Source organism: Ponticaulis sp. (genome assembly GCF_029210165.1).
In the GTDB taxonomy this organism is placed as follows: Bacteria; Pseudomonadota; Alphaproteobacteria; order Caulobacterales; family Hyphomonadaceae; genus Ponticaulis.
Window position 1 is genome coordinate 1,639,747 of sequence record NZ_JARGNT010000001.1, and the last position, 19,438, is coordinate 1,659,184.

The following is a 19,438-nucleotide window of genomic DNA, read 5'->3' on the forward strand; positions in this document are numbered from 1 at the left end:
CAGCCGTCTCAGTCTTCTTCGGTTTCAAAGCTTTTGCGCGCGACAGCGTCATAAGCGCGGGCAGCTTCGGATTCGTTTTCGGATGGGCCGATCGTCTCGAGTTTGCTTTCCAGCCAGGACACGCCTTTGTGAAGCGCGTCGAGTGCTTCGTCGATTTCGAGGCGTTGCTGGTTCAGCACTTCGATCTGCTGCTTGTGCTTTTTATAAGCGGCGCGCAGCTGCGAGCGTTGATTGTCGCCCAGATCGTACAGGTCGAGAATTTCGCGAATATCATTGAGCGAGAACCCGACTTTGCGGCCTGACAGGATAAGCTTCAGGCGGGCGCGGTCGCGGTTCGAGTAGACGCGGTTCATGCCGTCGCGGTCGGGCGAGAGGAGGCCCTTGTCTTCATAAAAGCGGAGGGCGCGAGGCGTGACGCCAAATTCGCGGGCGAGTTCGCTGATGGCGTAGGTACGCGTATCGAGCGGTTTTTTGCTTTCAGAGAGTGCGTTCATGTCGGGAAACATACTTCACCTAACGTGAACGTCAACGTTAATTTTCAGACTCGCCTGACGGTTTCAGAAATTCTCCGGCGTTTTCAGAGGGCGGCAAAAATTACCGGGTTAAGTCAGGTTTTTACCATTCTTAACTCCCCCTTAATACGAACGGTGGCTTTTAAGATTTTCATTAGTATTGCGGTAATGCGTCAACTTGAGGGGTGTCCATGTCAGCGCGTGGCCCATGGAGCGTCAAAGGCATAGATTCCAAAGCGCGTGAAGCGGCTCTGCAGGCTGCACGCACTGAAGGAATTACGCTTGGGGACTATCTGAACAGATTGCTCCTCGAATCAGATCAGAACGCCGCAGAAGCGGAAGCGCGCCGCCAGCAGGCAGCGCCTCAGACCGCTCATAATGACGTACCGGAGATCGAGCGACCTGCGCCGCGCGCGACGAGCACAAGCTCAGCTGCGCTTGATGAACTGACACGCCGCGTTGAGGCGGCTGAAGCCCGTTCGCGTCTTGCGATTACCGATATTGATAAGTCCGTCGTCGGTTTGCTGAACCGTCTCGACGATACTGAGAAATCTCAGCAGGCCATTGAGGGGCGCATTGATGTTGCCGCTGAAGAGCTGCAACAGGCACAAGCCCTTCTGAAGCGCCGTATCGATCAGATTGAAGCGGATGATGCCTCGCATCAGAGTCTGCGCGCTATGCGCTCGCTCGAAAAGGCACTGGAAAACCTGTCCGAGCGTATCGAGCAAACACGCAGCGAAACCGAAGCCAAGCACGCCAGCGCTGAAACCCAGCTGAAATCGCTGGATGAGCGCCTTGGCGAGATGGACCAGTCCGTCACTCAGAAAGTTACCGGCCTTCAGAACTCTGTGACTTCTCAGATTGAGAACGCGTCTGCGAAAGTTGATCGCGCACTCTCTGAAACGGTTGCGCGCACCGAAGGCGCAAACAAGCATCTCACAGACCGCATGACGCAGGTCGAGCGCGACGTTACTGAGATCAACCATAATGTATCCGGCACGCTGACAAAGGTTTCCGATAGCGTTGAACGCTTCGGGCGCAATATCACCGAAACGGAAAACCGTAGCCTTCAGGCTTTCGATCTGGTGTCCCGACTGGAAGAACAGGCGAAAGCCCAGCGTGATGACGTTGAAGGACAGCTCGAAGACATTGCCGAACGTTTGTCTCGCGCGGAAATGACAACAGACGCGGCGCTTTCCGGTCTTGAATCCAGCTTCTCGCAGCTTGATGAACGCCTTGGCCAGTTTGAGGGCGAAGGCCTTGTCGGGCTCCGCGCTGAGTTTGAAGAGCGCATCGAGGCGATTAAGACAGAGCTGGCGCAGACCATCTCCGATACGCGCAGTGAATTGACCGGCCAGATTGAAACGGCTGCGTCTCAGTCCACTGAAGTGTTCTCCGAGATGAACTCGGCAGTGAATGAAATTGCCAAGCGCATGCGCCGTACCGAGCAGCGCCAGACACAGGCTGTTGAAGCCATTGGCGAGGAAGTCACCGGCATTGCAGAAAAGCTCGACAAGCGTGTGGCGACGGTTGAACAACGCAATGATTCTGAGATTGGCGGCGCTTTGCGCGACCAGCTGAACGACTTCGCGAACGCCTTCCAGAAGCGCCTCTCCGAGATTGAAACTCGTGAGACGGGCGAGCCGCTTGAATCGGTCACCGCAAAGATGGACGAGCTTGCAAGCGCGTTGAACTCCCGCGTCGAGGCCTCTGAAGAACGTAGCGCGTCTGCGATCCGCGATTTCACAGATCATGTCACTACGCTGACGAAGAACCTTCAGGTGCGTCAGGATGAAAGCGTAAACCGTCTCTCCAGCGAGATTCAGGCGAGCGAACAGCGTCAGTCTGAAAAGGTTGAGACAGCGCTTGGTAAGGTCACCGACCGTATTGCGCAGGTTGAGCAGGCGACATCGTCCTCAATCAGCCCGATCCAGAAAGCTATGGCGTCTCTGGCCGAGCGTCTGTCTGCGGTGGAAGACTTCTCTAATCCGGATGGTGTGTCCCGCCCTGCAGCGCCGCCAATGTCTTTCGATAGCTTTGAGGCTCGCCTCGATGCAGCAGATGCGAAGCAAAAAAGCGTTGCTGCTCCGGAGGTTCCTGAAGAGCTTGATGCCGATTTCGATCTGCCTGAGCCGCCAGCTCCGAAGGCTGAAAAGGCTAAGCCTGCACCTGTTGAAGATGACCCGTGGGCCGACTTTGGCGATGACGAGTTTGAAACGCCGTCCTCAAAAGCCAGCTTTGATGATGATCTGGATGAGCCGGATGATGGCTTCGCCGCAGACGTTCCAGGCTCCGGCTTCGACCTTGATGCTGCCGAGTTCGACGAAAACACATCCTTTGAAAACGATAGTTTCGATGATGATGCGCCTATGTCTGTTCCGGATACAGGCAGCGCTTCAGATTACCTGTCACGCGCTCGCGCGGCGGCAAATGCCGCGCAAGAAACCGGTCGCGGCCGCAAAGCGCCGAAGGTTCTTGCTGCCAAGGGCGGCAAAAAGGGTGGCGGTAGCTCTAAACTGCCTCTGATTGCTGCGGCATCGGTTATCGCAATCGCTGCAGCAGGCGCCGCAGGCTTCATGCTGATGCGCGGCAAGCAGGATTCAGGCCTCGATTATCTTGATGGCCCATCTGCACGTGGGCAGGTTGATAGTCGCACGCCACTGGTGCCATCGGCAGGCGCTGACGAGCTGTCTGCGCTGGAAAATGGCGCGGACGCTGGCATTGGCCTTGAAATTGTCGGGCCTGAAGTCACTGAAAGCGAAGCGGCAGTCTCTGAAGCTACTGAGGAATCAACGCCGCGCCGCGAAGAACGCCTCATCGAATCCGAGCCTGCACCGGCCCCAGCGCCGCGTCGTGCTGAGACCGCAGAAGCGCCAGCGCCTGCGCCGGTTCAGACGGCTCGCAATAACGGTCCGACGACCAGTGACCTCAATCGCAGTCAGCTGACCGGTCAGCCGATCTCTATCCAGAATGCTGTGCCGATCGCACCTTCTGAATTGGCCTCCGCGCAGCCTGCCTCTGCAGAGCCAGCAGCACCTCCGCCGCCTGTCGTGACGCCGGTGACCCAATATCAGGACGGTATGCGCCTGCTTGAAGAAGGCAATATCCGCGAAGCGGTTACGCTTATTCAGAACTCGGCTGATGGTGGTCTCGCAATGGCGCAGTATCGCATGTCCAAGCTCTATGAGCGTGGGCAGGGCGTGCCTCGCGATCTTGCGCAGTCGCGCCAGTGGACTGAACTTGCAGCGGAAAATGGCAATGTGAAAGCCATGCACGACCTGGCAGTCTTCTTTGCTGAAGGTGAGGGCGGCCCGCAAAGCTATGCAGGCGCTGCACAATGGTTCCGCTCTGCGGCTGAATACGGTCTTGTCGACAGCCAGTATAATCTGGGCGTGCTTTACGAGCAGGGCCTTGGTGTGACGGCAGATCCTGCTGAAGCGCTTTACTGGTATGCTGTTGCCGAGCAAATGGGTGATAGCGGCGCCGGCTCTAAAGTTTCCGAGCTTGCTGCGCAGATTGACCCGACAGCGGCCCAGTCAGCTCTTCGACGTGCTGCGGCTTACACGCCAACACAAAGCGATCCTGCAGCCAACGGTATCTTCCCGCAGCAGTCTCAAACGGCGGCATCTGCGCCAGCAGAAACATCTGCGCCGACCGAACTTGCGCTGAACGGACAGGTGCGCCAGGCGCAAGAACTGCTGAACGAGCTTGGCTATAATGCGGGTTTCCCTGATGGCCGGTTCGGCAACCAGACCCGTAACGCCATCCTCGCCTTCCAGGGCGCGAACGGTTATCCGCAATCAGGTCAGGTGACCCCAACTCTGCTTCGTCAGATGCGTGCAGCGGCTGACACAGGCCTCTAAAAGCTAAGCTGTTTTTAGAATTTCCAGCGTGCGCCGGATGAACGATCTGGCGCGAGGCGTGTTGTCGGCACCGCATAAACGCGGTCGGTTCCCATCATGAAAACCTGAAGCCCACGCGGGAAAAGCGGCTGGTACGGCTTTTCGAGCACATTCAGCCCGCCCGTGAACGCACCCATGCTCGGCAGGATAAGGCTGTTGCCATCTGTCACGAAACAGCGGCGGCGGACCATTTTGTTTCCACGTCCGATAAGGCGTGCACACGGGTGAAGGTGTCCTGAAATCTCGCCGGTCTCGCCTGTCGGTTCATGCCGGAACGTGAGGCGACCGAGTTTGAGTTCCTTGAAGGCTGTGCCGCCGAGGCCCTCAGGTGGGTCAGGGTCATGGTTTCCTTCAACCCATACCCAGTCGAGCGACGCAGTCAGCGCGCAAATGGCGCTCCAGTCGTCCTCGGGCAGGCGCTCATGGGCGCGCGGGTCGTGGAAGCTATCGCCCAGCGAGATGACACGTTCCGGGTTTAGCTCTGCAATCAGGCGGGTGATCAGGCCGAGAGTTGTGCGGGTGTCATAAGGCGGTAAGTGCTGGCCTGCGCGGGCATAGCTGGAGCCCTTTTCAAAGTGCAGGTCGGAGACAATCAGCGTTTTCTGTGCTGGCCAGTAAAGCGCACCCTCTTTGAGCGGGCGAAGGTCGTGTCCGCAAAGCCTGATCATATGACCAGCTGGCTCGTCTGAGAGTTTAAGTCCGGGGCGCATATCCAAGGGATTGCGCAAGTCGCGGGGAGGGTCAATCTCCCCGCTGCGTTAGGGCGCGGCTTAGCGGCCCTTGAAGTTCGGTGCGCGCTTTTCAACAAAGGCTCGCGCGCCTTCCTTATGGTCTTCAGACTCGCCCGTGTAGATCTGCGTGAAGGCTTCGCGCTCCAGCATGGTCTGATAGTTCTCGGTGGAGGACAGGCGTACATTCTCTTTCATGTAGCGGTAAGCGAGCTGTGCGCCAGAGGAGATGCGTGTCGCTAGTTCTGTGACCGCTTCGTCAAAGCCGTCTGCATCAGCGACCTTGTTGACGAGGCCAAGGCGCAAAGCCTCGTCTACGGTCACCATTTCAGAGAGGAAGAGTAGCTCTTTGGCTTTGGCTTCGCCGAGAGTACGAACCAGCGGCCATGTAATGCCGAAATCGCCTGCAAAGCCGACTTTTGCAAACGCTGTTGTGAAGCGCGCGCGGCTGGAGGCAATGCGCAGGTCGCAAGACAGCGCGATTGAGAAGCCAGCGCCCGCTGCAACGCCGTTGACGGCTGCAATCGTCACCTTCGGCATGGAGTTAAGAAGGCCGGACATGCGGTGAATGCCAAGCTGACGGTTCACTTTTTGCTCGGTCGTCTGCTCTGCGCCGCGGCCTGCATTCATCGCTTTCACGTCGCCGCCTGCACAGAATGCACGGTCGCCAGTGCCGGTTACGACGACGCAGCGCACATCATCATCCTGCGCCCATTGTTCCAGAAGCGGAATGCCGACCTCGAAAGTTTCCTGAGACAGCGCATTCATCGCCTCCGGACGATTGAATGTGAGCGTGGCGATACCGTTTTCGACTTTGTGCAGCAGATCTGACATGTGCGTTTCTCCCTTTATTGCGAAGACTGATTACGCGGATTGGTGTGCAGGTCAATTTACCGTTGGGGCAGCTTATCGATTAATGTGTTGTCCCACAATTTGCAAAATTCCAAAATTGTGGGATAACGGCGCATGTTTCGTGCTTTTAGTGATGAGCAGACCCGTACCATTGTAAATCTCGAGCAACGCTACGAGGTCTGGATGGAGGCATGTCAGCAGCTTGCGGCCATGCCCTACGACCTTCGAATTAAAACCTCAAAAGGTCGCAAGTATCTATACGAGATCACTGGTCGAAATGGAAACGGTGTCAGCCTCGGGGCTCTCGATGACGATAATCTCAAACGATTTGAAGATTTCAGAAATCTGAAAGCCGGGCTAAAAAGCCGGATTGAGACCAGCGTTTTAAGCGTGGATGAAAGCTGCGCCATGTATCGCGCTCTTAGGCTACCACTATTGGCGAGTCAGGCTGGAGATATTCTTCGAAGGGCTGATGAGCGAGGAATGCTCGGTTCGAATTTGCTTGTCGTTGGTACCAACGCCATTCCGGCATATCAGTTGGAATCTAATGGATTTCTCGTGGGCATTCCGGACGAGACAGACGACTTTGACCTGGCGTGGGCCGCGAACAAGCGACCGGAAGAAGGTGCTAAGCCGGTCTGGTCACTGCTCAAAGCTGTCGACAGCACCTACACAATGAATACTGAGCGTCAGTTTCAGGCGAGAAATGCGAAAGCGTATGAGGTCGAGTTGCTGGTCGCGCCGTCCAAACTCGACATGCTGGATCGACTGGATGTGCCCAAGCCAGTTCCTCTGCCCGAACAGGAGTGGCTTTTGCTTGGCCGTCCACTCAGTCGTGTGGTCGTCTGTCGGGATGGAAAGCCCGCAAGGCTTTACGTCCCGGACCCTCGATATTTTGCGCTTCATAAACTCTGGATGTCCCGTCAAGCGAAGCGCAATCCGAACAAAAGGGGCAAGGATCAAAAGCAAGGTCATCTGCTGCTGGATACCGTTCGAGATGCAATGCCCCATTACCCACTCAACGAGGAGTTTGGAGCTAGCTTGCCGGACGAGTTGATGACGGATTTCGAAAAGTGGTGTCGGGGCAGTGGCCGGGTTTCGGTCGCATAAGCATATTTCAATCTGGGTTGAGAGCGTGTTCTGAAGTTGAAAGCGGTCCCTGCATAAGCGACCCGGGAGAAGCGTTTTACGAAATGCTCGAAGCGATAACGATTGCCGAACATGAGTTCGAGCAAGCAAACAGAAAATAAAAGCTAACCTCCCGGTATATCGTCGCCGAAGGCTTTCATGAGGAGGTCTTCTTCAGATTCTCCGAGAATGGCTTCGGGCGCTGAAACGCCGGCCATAGACTCGAGACCAACTTCCAGCGCAACCGGCCCAGAGAAGACTGATTACGCGGATTGGTGTGCAGGTCAATTTCACGCTGCGTCAAAGCCGGGCCTGACGAGAAATCTTCGAACTTCGCTCCATTTGTTTCGTTGATAGCGATGAAGCAGACAAAGGGAGAGAGACTTCGTGATCCTCAAACAGTTCAAAACGCCGGGCCTTGCGCACTTTTCATATCTTATCGGCGCGGGTGAAGACGCCGCCGTGATAGACCCGCAGCTTGATCTGGAGCAATACCTCACTGCCGCGCAGGAAGAGGGTGTGGTAATCCGCCATATCTTCGAAACCCACCGGAATGAGGACTTCGTCACGGGTGCGAAGAAACTTGCAGAGACGACCGGTGCCAAAGTCTGGCACGGGCCAAATTCGGCAGGTGACATCGCCTATGCTGAAACCGTGGGTGAGGGCGCAGAAGTCGAGATTGGTCAGCTGAAACTCAAAACGCTGCTCACTCCCGGTCACACGGACGACTCCATCTCGATCGCGATTTATGATTCTGAGTATCCCGAAGGCGCTGTAGGCGTGTTTACTGGCGATGCTCTGTTCATCGGTGACGTTGGGCGCACAGACTTTTATCAAGGGCAGGAAGAGGAAAAGGCAGGCCTGCTTTTTGACAGCCTGCAGAAGCTGCTATCGCTTGGCGATCAGGCCATTCTCTATCCGGCACATGGTGCGGGGTCTGTCTGCGGCTCGGGCATGGCAGCGAGAGAGTTTTCGACCATTGGTCACGAGCGCGCCAATAGCCCGCGTCTTCAGCTTGCTCGCGAAGATTTCATCAAAACCAAAGCCGGCGAGCATCATTACCAGCCACCCTATTTTGAGCTGATGGAGCGCCTCAATCTGCAAGGCGGGCATGATGTGATAAGCCCGGCTCAATTGCTGATGCTCAGCCTTTCTACGCTAAAAGAGGCGTCTCCGGACGTGGTGCTTGATGTGCGTGACCCGACAAGTCATCTGGGTGGACATGTGTCCGGTAGCCTTTGCCTGCCGGTGGGTATGATCGCTGCCTTTGGCGGTTGGTTCCTGAAGGAAGATACGCGCATCGGTCTTGTCGCTGAAAGCGCCGATCACGCACGGAATGCTACCCGTCATCTCTGCCGGATTGGTTTTGCGAATATTGTTGGTGCAGTGACGGGTGTGCTTGGTATGGCGTCCGGCGGCGCGGACACAGATTTCATCGCGACCGCTGATACGGGCGCTATGGCAAGCCGCGTGAACCAGTCGCCTGAAAACTGGATCCTTCTCGATGTGCGCTCAAAAGAAGAGTTCGAGAGTGGTCATGTCGAAGGCGCGAGCCACGCCTATGTGGGCGAAGTACTTGAAAAGCCTGAAAACTATGTGAGCGATAAAGGTATTACCGTGATGTGCGGCTCCGGCGCGCGCGCAAGCCTTGCTGCTTCAGCGCTTAAGGCCGCTGGCCAGAAGGGCGTGGATGTCTATGTCGGCTCAATCGGTGCCTGGCAGTCAGCAGGGAAGCCGGTTGTAACCGAATAGAAAAAAAAAGCCCCGCCGGAATGGCAGGGCTATTCTTTGAGCTAGCTAGCCATGCCTGTCAGGCGGTTAAGCCCCTGACTCTGTGTCTCGATGACGTTGTTATTGTCCTGAATGATCTGGCTGATCTCTGAGGACAGCGTCGTCGAGCGATTGGAGAGCTCGCGAACCTCTGCTGCAACGACCGAGAAGCCTCTGCCAGCTTCGCCAGCGCGTGCCGCTTCAATTGTCGCGTTGAGCGCGAGAAGATTTGTCTGCGATGCGATATCGTCAATGGACGACACGATCGAGTTGATCTTCTGGCTCGACGCCAGAACTTCGTTCAGCGCGTTCGCAGTGTTCTCCATGAGCTGGCGTCGAAGCGAGGTGTCTGTTGCGCACATCAGTACACGGGACGGATTGCCCTCTACATCAGGAACGATGGTGAAGACCGCATCCATCCATTTGGTCTCGCCATCTGTGCCAGCCCACGACTTCTCCGCACGCAGAACTTCTCCGGATTGCAGCGTGCGCATGTCCGCATCGGAGAGGAAATTGGTAAGGTTGGAGGCTGATGGAGATAGGTCCACGCCCATGGTCTGGATATACGAGTTGTGGTTCTCCAGTGCGCCAGACAAAAACCACTCGCAAATGCCATTGGTGCCGTTGATCGCGTCCAGTCTTAGCGCTTGGTCCTGAGACTGCTGGCGGGTCGATGTGACGTTGGCCTGAATTGAAATGTATTGGGCGACATTGCCCTTCTCATCAAACACCGGATTGATGGCGAGGCTAATCCAGTAAGGCGTGCCGTCCTTCGCATAATTGAGGATTTCCTCGTAGAAGGGCTGGCCGCGATGCAAATGCTCGCGAATGCGGGCGACGGTGCTCGGGTCAGTGCCTTTGCCCTGCAGGAAGTCGCCAGGCTTGCGGCCGCGTACCTCGCCCATTTCGTAACCGGTCAGCTTCTCAAAGCCGCGGTTCACATATTGGATGAGGCCCGCCTTATCTGTGATGATCACGGAGTTGTCGGTTTCGTTCGCCACGAGCGAGAGCAGTTTCACATATTCGCGCTGTTCCACTTCCGCAGTCACGTCTTTCAGAAAGGCGGTGTACATCGTGTCGCCGTTTTCCAGTTTGACGCGCGACAGAGACAGGCTTCCCCATTTCTTGTCGCCATCCTTGCGGAAAATCGGGACTTCACGGCTCGTGCCGACAATCTTGTCCTGACCCGTTGTGCGGTTGGCGTTCACATAGTTGTCGTGGACGTGACGGATTTCTTCGGGAACGAGCATTTTGACGTTCTGACCGATAACTTCATTACGCTCATAGCCCCAGAGAGCTTCGGCGGCTGCGTTGAAGAATGTCACATTGTTTTGCTGGTCGATCGTGACCACAGCATCCAGCGATTGTTCCAGTGTCTGATGGATGATGTCACGGCTCTGCTTCTCGGCTGTGATGTCTTTTACAAACGCGGTGTAGTGGGTGTTATCGCCGCTGCCGACTTTTGACAGGGACAGGTTTGCCCAGACGCGCTGACCGTCCTTGCGTTCCAGCTGAACTTCCCGGCTTGTGCCGACAATTTTGTTCTGGCCGGTCGTCCGGTTCGCGTTCACATAGTTGTCGTGTGCGCTACGGATTTCGCGAGGCACAAGCATGCTGACATTGCGGCCAATCACTTCCTCGGGGCTGTATCCCCAAAGCGCTTCGGCGGCTGCGTTGAAATAAGTGATGTTATTGTCCCGATCGATACTGACTACGGCATCAATTGCCTGATCGAGGACTTTTACGAGATAATTTTTATCGTCAGCGTTCTGATCGTCAGAAACGCTCTGTTTTGAAATGTCTTGATTTCGATTCTTCCACAGCACGGCAAATGCTCCTTAAAATAAAACCAAGTTGCAAGATGGGTTATTCAAATTGATTTCAAGTTAAGAAAGTGCAGATTTCTTAGAAAAGAAAATTATAAGTATAGTTTTAAAATTATTATTTACATATTGATAACTGTTCTTAATTTTGTGGTCTTTCGTTGCTTGGGGTTTGACCTTAGCCGCCTGGCACGTCATCGTCGAAAGCTTCCATGAGAAGGTCTTCTTCGGCTTCAGCGAGAATGGCTTCAGACGCGGATACGCCAGCCACAGGCTCGCGCCCGACCTCCAGCATGACTGGCACGGCAAAGGGCGAGATACGCTCAAGGTCTGCATGAACGATATGGTCTTTTACGCGCTCGAGCAGCTGACCAAGACGGCGGATGTCCAGCTGGCCCTCGCCAGCGTCCTCACGAGCGGCCTGCAGAAGGATATGGTCCGGCTCATGGCTGCGCAGCACGTCATAGATAAGATCGGTTGAGAAGGTGACCTGACGGCCTGTCTTCTCTGTGCCCGGTTGGCGGCGTAGGATCAGGCCTGCAATCTGCGCGCATTGCTTGAAGGTGCGCTTCATCATGAAGCTCTCATCCAGCCATTCTTCAAGGTCATCGCCCAGCATGTCCTGATGGAAGAGCTTGCCCATATCGAGCCCGCCCATCGGCTCCAGACCCCAGATTGCCATGGCATATTCCGAGCCGACAAACCCAAGCGGGCGATAACCCCAGCGTTCAAGCCTGCGAGTGAGCAGCATACCAAGCGTTTGGTGGGCCAGCCTTCCGTCAAACGGGTAGCAGACAAGGTAATGTCGCCCGGCGCGCGGGAAGGTCTCAACGAGCATTTTATCGGCTGGAGGGATAACCGAGCGCAGCTTCTGAATGCGTATCCATTCGGCGACCTGTTCCGGCAAATGTGTCCAGCCCGCTTCATTGTGCAGGAGCTTTCTCACGCGGTCTGCCAGAAAGGTGGAAAGTGGAAATTTGCCGCCCGCATAATAGGGGATGGCAGGTTCAGGATCGTTCGAGCGTGTTGTTATGACGCTCGTCTCTGCAATGCCTTCAAAGGCGAGCACTTCTCCGCCAAACAGGAATGTATCGCCGGGGGTGAGGCTTTCGATAAAGCCTTCCTCTATCTCGCCCAGAACCCTGCCGCCATAGGCAGGTGAGGTGATGCGGCCCTGACCGTCACGTTTGATGCGCGAAAGCACTTTTACCTTCAGCATAGCCGCTTCGATAATCGTGCCGACATTCAGGCGGTGGCCCTGCGCATCGCGCGGTGTGCGGGCGTGCCAGAGCCCGTCCTTACGCTTCACGATGCGCTTGAACCGGTCATAGGTGCGCAGCGCATATCCGCCCGTCGCCACAAGGTCGACAACGCGCTCGAACGTCTCCCAATCGATATGGGCGTAGGGCGCAACGGAGGTAATCTCTTCAAACAGGTGGGCCATATCGAAGCCTTCACCGCAGGCGCGGCCCATCACATGCTGGGCGAGCACATCCAGCCCGCCTTTTACACGGTCAGAGCCATCCAGTGCGCGATCATCCACGGCTTCCTTGGCGGCGCGGCATTCAAGCACCTCAAACCGGTTGGTCGGTACGAGTAGGGCGCGGGAGGGCTCATCCAGACGGTGATTGGCCCGGCCAATGCGCTGGATCAGGCGGGAGGAGCCTTTCGGCGCGCCCATCTGGATGACGAGGTCCACATCGCCCCAGTCAATGCCAAGGTCGAGCGTTGAGGTGCAGACCACCGCGCGAAGTATACCCTTCGCCATGGCGGCTTCCACCTTGCGGCGCTGTTCAACATCCAGCGAGCCATGGTGTAGTGCGATGGGCAGGTTCTCGTCATTGGCCTGCCAGAGTTCCTGAAACAGCAATTCCGCCTGCGAACGCGTATTGACGAAGACCAGCGCAAGGCGGGCTTTTTTGATCTCCTCGTACACCTCACCGATCGCAAACCGTCCCGAATGACCTGACCAGGGAATGCGCTCTTTCGAAATGAGAAGATCGATATTCGCGTCCGCCCCGCCAGCCGCCGTGATCGTCGTCGCGCCGCCCAGCCAGTGAGTAAGCTTATCGGGATCAGCCACTGTCGCAGACAGGCCCGTGAGGCGCAGATTGGGTGCCCAGCTTTTTAAGGTCGCAAGGCCGAGCGCCAGAAGGTCTCCGCGCTTGGTGGGCGCAATGGCGTGGATCTCGTCAATGATCACGCATTTCAGGTCTTCGAAGAATTCGCTCGCCCGGTCAGAGGCAATGAACAGTGCGAGCTGTTCCGGTGTGGTGAGCAGAATATCTGGCGGATTGGCGCGCTGTCTCTGGCGTCGCGATTGCGGCGTGTCACCGGTGCGCGTCTCGATGCGGATATCAAGCCCCATTTCTTCAACCGGCGTGTTGAGGTTTCGGTGCACATCGACGGCGAGCGCTTTCAGCGGCGAGATATAAAGCGTGTGTAGGCGTGGGCGCGTATCATTGGACTGACGCTTCTGCCTCGCCAGATCAATCAGGCTCGGCAGAAAACCGGCCAGCGTCTTGCCTGCACCCGTTGGTGCAATCAGCAGCGCGCTTTCATCGCGCGTCGCGGCATCGGCAAGTGCCAGCTGATGCGCGCGCGGCTGCCAACCTCGAGTGGCGAACCAGTCTTCAAACTGGTCGGGAAGTAAAATGCGGGGGTCGCCGTCAGCCATGGTTGGAACATAGCGTGAAAACGCGCCGCGTCATCTGCGAACTACAACCTGACAAAATTCTCATTTGATTTCGTGCGGGGTTCGGGTTGATGTGACTTCCAACACGGAGACTATTCATGCGCTTTGCCCTGCCAGTTATCGCTCTTGCATTCAGTACCGCCGGACCGGCTTTTGCCGATGAAAGCTGGCCGGCGCTGTTTCGCGATGCCGTCGGCCCGTATCAGGGCGAGGAAACGCCGCACAGCTTCGATATGTCTGTCATGCGCGGGTCGGGCGATGTGCTGTTCCGGTATAGCTATGATCCGCACTCGGCGATGCCTGTGACCATTCACGAACAGACCGACCAGATTAGCGAAGAAGACCTTCTGGAGAGCGTTTCAGAAGATGCTGGCGACATCTGGTGCGATGGCATGGAAGACCGCGTTAAGGGCGATGTGGAACTGGCAGCCGAAAGCGACACAACGGCCACCTTCACCTTTACGCCAACAACGCCGGAAGACGCTGAAGATTTTGAGCGCCAGATTGCCGAACGTTCTATCGGGACCGTGGTGGTCGATAAGGAAACGCGTCAGCTCGTCTCCTTCCAGTATCATCTGCCCGAATCCTTCAAGCCGATGATTATCGCCCGCGTGCACACATTCGACCTGTTCGGCACGTGCGAGGCGGGGCCATCCGGTCGCCCGTATCTTTCCGAGCTGACTATGGCATTTGACGTGTCGGCCATGGGGCAGCGCCAGAGCGAATCCAGCATTCAGCGCGTGGAGAATGTCGAAGTCGCGCGCTAGCTTCCGGGATTAATCCGTTGGATAGTACCAAACGCGCTGGATGCGGTCGTTGCGGATTTCATAGACTGCGAGCGATGATTGGGACATGCTCTCACCAGATTGCGAAGACCAGCTGGCGGTTTCAATGACCGAAAGAAATGCCCCATTCTGAGTCCAGTCTGATAGCGTACTCGTAGTATTTGTCGAAGCCAGATATGTTGTGAGTTGTGCGCTGAGATCTTCTTTGCCGTCAGCCATCGGAACTGTCACGCCGCCTTCTATTGCGAACCATTGCACAGTGTCGCTCATAAGCGCGGCCATGGAGGCGACGTCTGCCTCGTTGTACGCTGCCGTATACTGCTCAATCACCGCCTGTTCCGGTGATGCTTCATTCTGAGTGCAGGCGGCTACGAATACAATGAACGCGGCTGAGATACCTGTCTTGATGGTGTGGTTCATTAGATGCGCCTTGAGTTTCGCGTTTTGCACCGAGATGGGAAATTGACACGTAGCGCCGGACTGGCGCAAGTGAGTGGCTGTCCAGTTCAGTTTTTATGAGATGCCTTAATGCGTACACTCATCGTTGTTCCTGCCCGCTATGGCTCCACCCGTTTTCCGGGCAAGCCGCTTATGGAGATTGCAGGTAAATCCATGGTGCTGCGCGTGGCTGAAACGGCTAAGGCTGCAGCGGACATTATCGGCGATGCTGGCTATGTCGTCGCGACGGATGATGAGCGCATTGCAGCCCATTGCGAGGCGGAATGCGTGCCAGTGGTTCTGACGCCGGAAGATGTCGCGACGGGTACAGACCGTGCGCTTGCGGCTGTCGCGGCATTGGGGCTTGAGCCCGAAGTTGTCATAAACCTGCAGGGCGATGCGCCGTTTACACCGCCGCAAATGGTGGCGGATGTCGGCAAGGCTGTTCTGGAGACGGGCGATGATGCGGCAACGCCAGTTGTGCGCCTGACATGGGTGGCCCTCGACGAGCTGCGTGAGCATAAAAAGATCGCGCCTTTTTCCGGTACGACCTGCGTTCGTGGGCCGGATGGCCGTGCGCTCTGGTTCTCCAAGAACATCATTCCGGGCCTGCGCAAGGAAGAGAAAATGCGCGGAGAGGGCGAGTTCTCACCAGTGCTGCGTCATATCGGGCTTTACGCCTATTCGCTGAGTGCGCTGAAGACGTTCGCTGAAATGCCGGAGTCTTACTATGAGGCGCTGGAAGGGCTGGAACAGCTGCGCATGCTGGAAGCGGGTATGAAAATCCGTGTCGTGGAAGTGCCTGCGCCGGAAGTGTCTATTTCAGGTGTGGATACGCCTGAGGACCTAGCGCTGGCCGAACGCATTCTGAACGAAAAAGGCCTCGTCTGAGCAATCAGGATTTGAGGTTTGCTCGTGTGATCAGCATGACGGGCAGAATACCAATCGCAATGAGGATAAGCGCGGCGACAGAGGCTTCTGCGAGGCGCTCGTCCGAGGCAAGGCGGTAGACTTGCGTTGCCAGTGTCTCGAAATTGGCAGGACGCAGCAGGAGCGTTGCGGGCAATTCGCGCATCGTGTCGATGAAGACCAGAAGGCCGGCCGAATAGAGCGCAGGCTTCAGGCCCGGCAGGTGCACTTCAAATACAATACGTGACAGGCGTGAGCCGAGCGTGCGGGCTGCTTCGTCCATGGCGCGCGGGATGGATGAAACGGCAGGCTCAACCGTGTTGTAAGATACTGTCAGGAAGCGGATCACATATGCGTAAATCAGCGTAACGACTGTGCCTGTGAGGAAGAGGCCCGGTGCCCAGCCGAACTGGTCCAGCATCCAGCGTGAGATCGACTTATCAATCGTCGTCATCGGAAGAAGAAGACCAACCGCGAGAAGTGTGCCGGGCAGAGCGTAGCCGAGCGTTGCAAGGCGTGTTGCCGCGCTCATCGGTCCGGTCTTCTGGTTACGCGTCCGGCCGCGCTGGGCATAGGCGAGGAAAAGAGAGAGCGCGAGTGTGAGGCCTGCAGCGATAACTGACATGGTGACTGAGTTCGTCGCGAAAGACACAAACTGAGGCATGCCGTTACGGGCTATATCGCCAGCCGCAAGATAGATCAGGCGCGCGACAGGGAAGGCAAAACCGATCAGGATTGGCATGATGCAGGCAAAGGCGGCGAGCCATTGCAGCGGTCTGGACGGTTTCATGCGGCGCAGAACGGTATCGCGAGCGATATCATTGTTGGCCTGAGCCGGGCGGAATCGGCGCTCTGCCATCACCAGAATGGCCATGATGACAAGCAGCAGGCCGGAGAGGCGTAGCGCTGAAACCGGATCGCCCATGCCGTACCAGGCGCGATAAATGCCGGTCGAGAAGGTCGGCACGCCGAAATAATCGGCTACGCCGAAGTCGGCCGCGGTTTCCATCAGCGTAAGGGCAATACCGCCCAGAATGGCTGCACGGGCGGCTGGCAGCGCAACGCTCCAGAAGGCGCGCAGCGGTGAGGCTCCAAGCGAGCGCGCAGCAGCAAACCGCGTTTGAGACTGGTTCAGAAAGGCAGATCGCGCGAGCAGATAGACATACGGGTAGAGCACGAAGGACAGCACAAGCCCAGCGCCCGGAAGCGTTCTGATCGCCGGAAACCAGTAATCATCTGCGCCCCAGCCCATCAGGCCGCGCAGTGCTGACTGAACCGGGCCGGCATAGTCCATCAGGTCAGTATAAACATAAGAGGCGATATAGGCCGGTGAGGCGATCGGCAGAACCAGTAGCCATTCGACGACTTTGCGCCCTGGAAACTGGATCGATGTGACGAGCCATGCGCTCACCGTGCCAATGCTGCCGGTCAGAACGCCAACCATAAGCAGAAGTGCCAGCGTGTTGATCACATATTCCGACAGCACCGTTTCGGTGAGGTGTGACCACGTGCCATCGCTTTCGCCCAGCGAGCCTATGATAACGCCGAATAGAGGCAGGGTGAGGAGCGCCGCGATCAAAAAGACAAGACTTGCCAGCGCAACTCGACGCAAATGATTTTGCGTTTGCGACTGAGGTCTTATAGCGATGCTTTTTGACGCGTTCATGATCTCGCTCTAGACCGGGCGCATTCAATAGTCAAAGTAATGCTTATGACACTCATTCTCGAAAACCTGACCCATTCATATGGGGATATGCAGACGCTGAACGCGCTTTCTCTCTCGGTCCGCAGCGGAGAGGTTGTCTCGCTTCTCGGTCCTTCGGGATGTGGGAAAACGACGCTGCTGCGCCTTGTCGCAGGATTGGAGCATCTTTCCAGCGGTCAGATCATGCTGAACAATGAGCTGCTCGCCGCGCCGGATCATCATCCTGCGCCGGAAAAGCGCCCTGTTGGTCTGGTGTTTCAGGAGCATGCGCTGTTTCCGAATATGACGGTGGCCGAGAATATCGAGTTTGGTCTGAAATCCATGCCACCGGCGGAACGTCAGGCGCGTCGTAGGGCGCTGCTCGAAATGGTCGGGCTTGCCGGTTACGATCAGCGAAAGCCGGGCACATTGTCGGGCGGACAGCAGCAGCGGGTAGCGCTGGCCCGTGCGCTGGCGCCTGCGCCAAAGGTCATGCTGCTCGATGAGCCATATGCGAGCGTCGACATTATGCTGCGCCGTGAGCTGCGTGAGGCTGCGCGTGTTCTGCTGAAAGAAGCGGGTAGCGCCTCCATTCTTGTAACGCATGACCCTGAAGAAGCGTTGGAAATGTCGGATAAGATCGCTGTCATGTCTAAAGGCCGGATCCTTCAGGTGGACGAGCCGGACAAGGTGATTAACGAGCCTGTTTGCGCAGAAGTCGCGAGCCTGTTTGGCGATGCACAGTTGTTTGATGGGCATGTTGAAGGCGAAGAGTTTGTCTGCGCTGCTGGCCGGTTCGGCCTTGGAGAGGTCGCACGCCGCGAAAGTCCGGTCAGCACAATGGTGATCCGTCCGTCTGGTGTGCGCTTCACGGCGGCCGAGGATGGCGAATGGGTGGTGCGCGATGTGCGTTATCGAAGTTCCGGACGGGTATTGTTCGTCTCACGCGTGGACGCTGCGGCCATCTCGCTCGTGCGCGTGGATGCTGACGAAAATGCCCTGCCGGAGATCGGCGCGAAAGGGCATTTGTCACTTCGCCAGCGCAACGCCTTCCTTTTCGACAAAGAGTCGCAATGAGCGACCTTGTAGACTCGCACAGAACGGCCTAGATAAGAACGGTTCTCAATAAAGGAGGCCGTTTTGGCTCATCTGAAATCTGCTTCGCTCGCGCTGTGTTTTGGTCTTGCTGCCTGCGGGGGAAGTTCGCCGGATGAAACGACTGAAACGTCTGCGACACCTGCCAATGCCGGCGTCGTGAATGTCTACTCCGCCCGCCACTATGATTCAGACCACGCGCTTTACGAGCAGTTTGAAGCCGAGACCGGCATTCGCGTGAACCTGCTCGAAGGCGAGAGTGAGCAGCTGATCCAGCGCCTTGTGAATGAGGCAGAGTTCTCACCAGCTGACATTCTGATCACGGTTGATGCGGGCCGTCTGTTCCGCGCGGTAGAGGCGGATGTGTTCCAGCCGCTGGATGACGAACTTCTTCAATCTCGCGTGCCGGACTATGTGCGCGACCCGAACAATCTCTGGTATGGCTTCACCAAGCGTGCGCGTGTGATTGTGTACAATAAATCCGAGGGCGCGCCTGAAGGTCTGACGACCTATGAAGACCTCGCAGACCCGGCTTATCAGGGCGAAGTCTGCATGCGGTCATCATCTAACATCTACAACATCTCGCTTCTGGCTTCGATTGTAGAGCGTGATGGCGAAGAGGCGGCTCAGGAATGGGCTGAGGGCGTGGTTGAGAACTTTGCGCGTCCGCCGCAGGGCAATGACACATCTATCCTGCAATCCATTGCAGCGGGTGAGTGCGGTATCGGACTTGCGAACACCTATTACATTGCTCGTTTTGCCGCGTCCGATAACCCAGAGCTACGCGCAGTTTATGACAATATCGGCATCATTTTCCCGAACCAGGATGGGTCCGGTACGCACGTCAACGTATCTGGCGGTGGTCTCACTCAGTATGCACCGAACCGAGAAAATGCGATCGAGCTTCTTCACTTCCTGACGCGCGAAGACGTTCAGACAGCGTTCTCAGCTGGCAATAACGAGTATCCGGTCAATCTTGAAGCCGAGCTGGCGCCGCAAGTGTCCGGCCTTGGTGATTTCCGTGAAGATGATCTGCAGGTAACAGCGCTCGGCACCAATCAGGCGACAGCTGTTCGCGTGTTCGACCGGGCAGGCTGGCGCTAGGCTTTCTGCCTCA

At 56.7% G+C, this 19,438-nt stretch carries 14 protein-coding genes; 7 read left to right on the top strand and 7 right to left on the bottom strand.

Features of this window, described 5'->3' with window-relative positions; translation table 11 throughout:
- Window positions 1-8: 8 nt before the first annotated feature.
- Window positions 9-494, bottom strand: a complete 486-nt coding sequence (locus tag P1U45_RS08045) for a MerR family DNA-binding transcriptional regulator (protein WP_027441540.1) — start codon at window positions 492-494, stop codon at window positions 9-11.
- A 209-nt stretch (window positions 495-703) separates the two neighbouring features.
- Here P1U45_RS08045 and P1U45_RS08050 point away from each other — a divergent pair, with 209 nt between their 5' ends.
- Window positions 704-4,375, top strand: a complete 3,672-nt coding sequence (locus P1U45_RS08050) for a peptidoglycan-binding protein (RefSeq protein ID WP_301058607.1) — start codon at window positions 704-706, stop codon at window positions 4,373-4,375.
- 14 nt (window positions 4,376-4,389) lie between these two features.
- Here P1U45_RS08050 and pdeM read toward each other — a convergent pair whose 3' ends face one another.
- Both pdeM and P1U45_RS08060 read right to left on the bottom strand, forming a co-directional pair.
- Window positions 4,390-5,124, bottom strand: a complete 735-nt coding sequence (pdeM, locus tag P1U45_RS08055; protein ID WP_301058608.1) for a ligase-associated DNA damage response endonuclease PdeM — start codon at window positions 5,122-5,124, stop codon at window positions 4,390-4,392.
- A gap of 60 nt (window positions 5,125-5,184) precedes the next feature.
- Window positions 5,185-5,976, bottom strand: a complete 792-nt coding sequence (locus P1U45_RS08060) for an enoyl-CoA hydratase-related protein (protein WP_301058609.1) — start codon at window positions 5,974-5,976, stop codon at window positions 5,185-5,187.
- A gap of 132 nt (window positions 5,977-6,108) precedes the next feature.
- On the opposite strand from P1U45_RS08060, the gene P1U45_RS08065 reads away from it, so the two are divergent.
- The gene (locus P1U45_RS08065) at window positions 6,109-7,104 is read left to right on the top strand and encodes a GSU2403 family nucleotidyltransferase fold protein (protein WP_301058610.1); all 996 of its coding nucleotides are present in this window, start codon (window positions 6,109-6,111) and stop codon (window positions 7,102-7,104) included.
- Window positions 7,105-7,509: 405 nt separating this feature from the next.
- A complete protein-coding gene (locus P1U45_RS08070; protein WP_301058611.1) occupies window positions 7,510-8,874 on the top strand; it encodes a rhodanese-like domain-containing protein in 1,365 nt (454 codons plus the stop codon).
- 41 nt (window positions 8,875-8,915) lie between these two features.
- Here the strand turns inward: P1U45_RS08070 and P1U45_RS08075 are convergent, their stop codons facing one another.
- Together P1U45_RS08075 and P1U45_RS08080 are read right to left on the bottom strand one after the other, a co-directional pair.
- A complete protein-coding gene (locus P1U45_RS08075; RefSeq protein ID WP_301058612.1) occupies window positions 8,916-10,718 on the bottom strand; it encodes a PAS domain S-box protein in 1,803 nt (600 codons plus the stop codon).
- A gap of 175 nt (window positions 10,719-10,893) precedes the next feature.
- Complete coding sequence (locus tag P1U45_RS08080) at window positions 10,894-13,392, bottom strand: ligase-associated DNA damage response DEXH box helicase (protein ID WP_301058613.1); 2,499 nt, start codon at window positions 13,390-13,392, stop codon at window positions 10,894-10,896.
- A 116-nt stretch (window positions 13,393-13,508) separates the two neighbouring features.
- Between P1U45_RS08080 and P1U45_RS08085 the strand changes: the two genes are divergently transcribed.
- The gene (locus P1U45_RS08085; RefSeq protein ID WP_301058614.1) at window positions 13,509-14,177 is read left to right on the top strand and encodes a hypothetical protein; all 669 of its coding nucleotides are present in this window, start codon (window positions 13,509-13,511) and stop codon (window positions 14,175-14,177) included.
- A 9-nt stretch (window positions 14,178-14,186) separates the two neighbouring features.
- Here the strand turns inward: P1U45_RS08085 and P1U45_RS08090 are convergent, their stop codons facing one another.
- Window positions 14,187-14,615 carry a nuclear transport factor 2 family protein gene (locus P1U45_RS08090; RefSeq protein WP_301058615.1) on the bottom strand — a complete coding sequence of 143 codons (429 nt, stop codon included), beginning with the start codon at window positions 14,613-14,615 and terminating at the stop codon, window positions 14,187-14,189.
- 108 nt (window positions 14,616-14,723) lie between these two features.
- Here P1U45_RS08090 and P1U45_RS08095 point away from each other — a divergent pair, with 108 nt between their 5' ends.
- Window positions 14,724-15,524 carry a manno-octulosonate cytidylyltransferase gene (locus P1U45_RS08095; protein WP_301058616.1) on the top strand — a complete coding sequence of 267 codons (801 nt, stop codon included), beginning with the start codon at window positions 14,724-14,726 and terminating at the stop codon, window positions 15,522-15,524.
- Window positions 15,525-15,528: 4 nt separating this feature from the next.
- On the opposite strand, the gene P1U45_RS08100 is transcribed toward P1U45_RS08095, so the two are convergent.
- Window positions 15,529-17,154 carry an iron ABC transporter permease gene (locus P1U45_RS08100; RefSeq protein ID WP_301058617.1) on the bottom strand — a complete coding sequence of 542 codons (1,626 nt, stop codon included), beginning with the start codon at window positions 17,152-17,154 and terminating at the stop codon, window positions 15,529-15,531.
- A 99-nt stretch (window positions 17,155-17,253) separates the two neighbouring features.
- Between P1U45_RS08100 and P1U45_RS08105 the strand changes: the two genes are divergently transcribed.
- Both P1U45_RS08105 and P1U45_RS08110 read left to right on the top strand, forming a co-directional pair.
- The gene (locus tag P1U45_RS08105; RefSeq protein ID WP_301058618.1) at window positions 17,254-18,303 is read left to right on the top strand and encodes an ABC transporter ATP-binding protein; all 1,050 of its coding nucleotides are present in this window, start codon (window positions 17,254-17,256) and stop codon (window positions 18,301-18,303) included.
- Between the two features lie 63 nt (window positions 18,304-18,366).
- Window positions 18,367-19,425 carry a Fe(3+) ABC transporter substrate-binding protein gene (locus P1U45_RS08110; RefSeq protein WP_301058619.1) on the top strand — a complete coding sequence of 353 codons (1,059 nt, stop codon included), beginning with the start codon at window positions 18,367-18,369 and terminating at the stop codon, window positions 19,423-19,425.
- Window positions 19,426-19,438 lie beyond the last annotated feature (13 nt).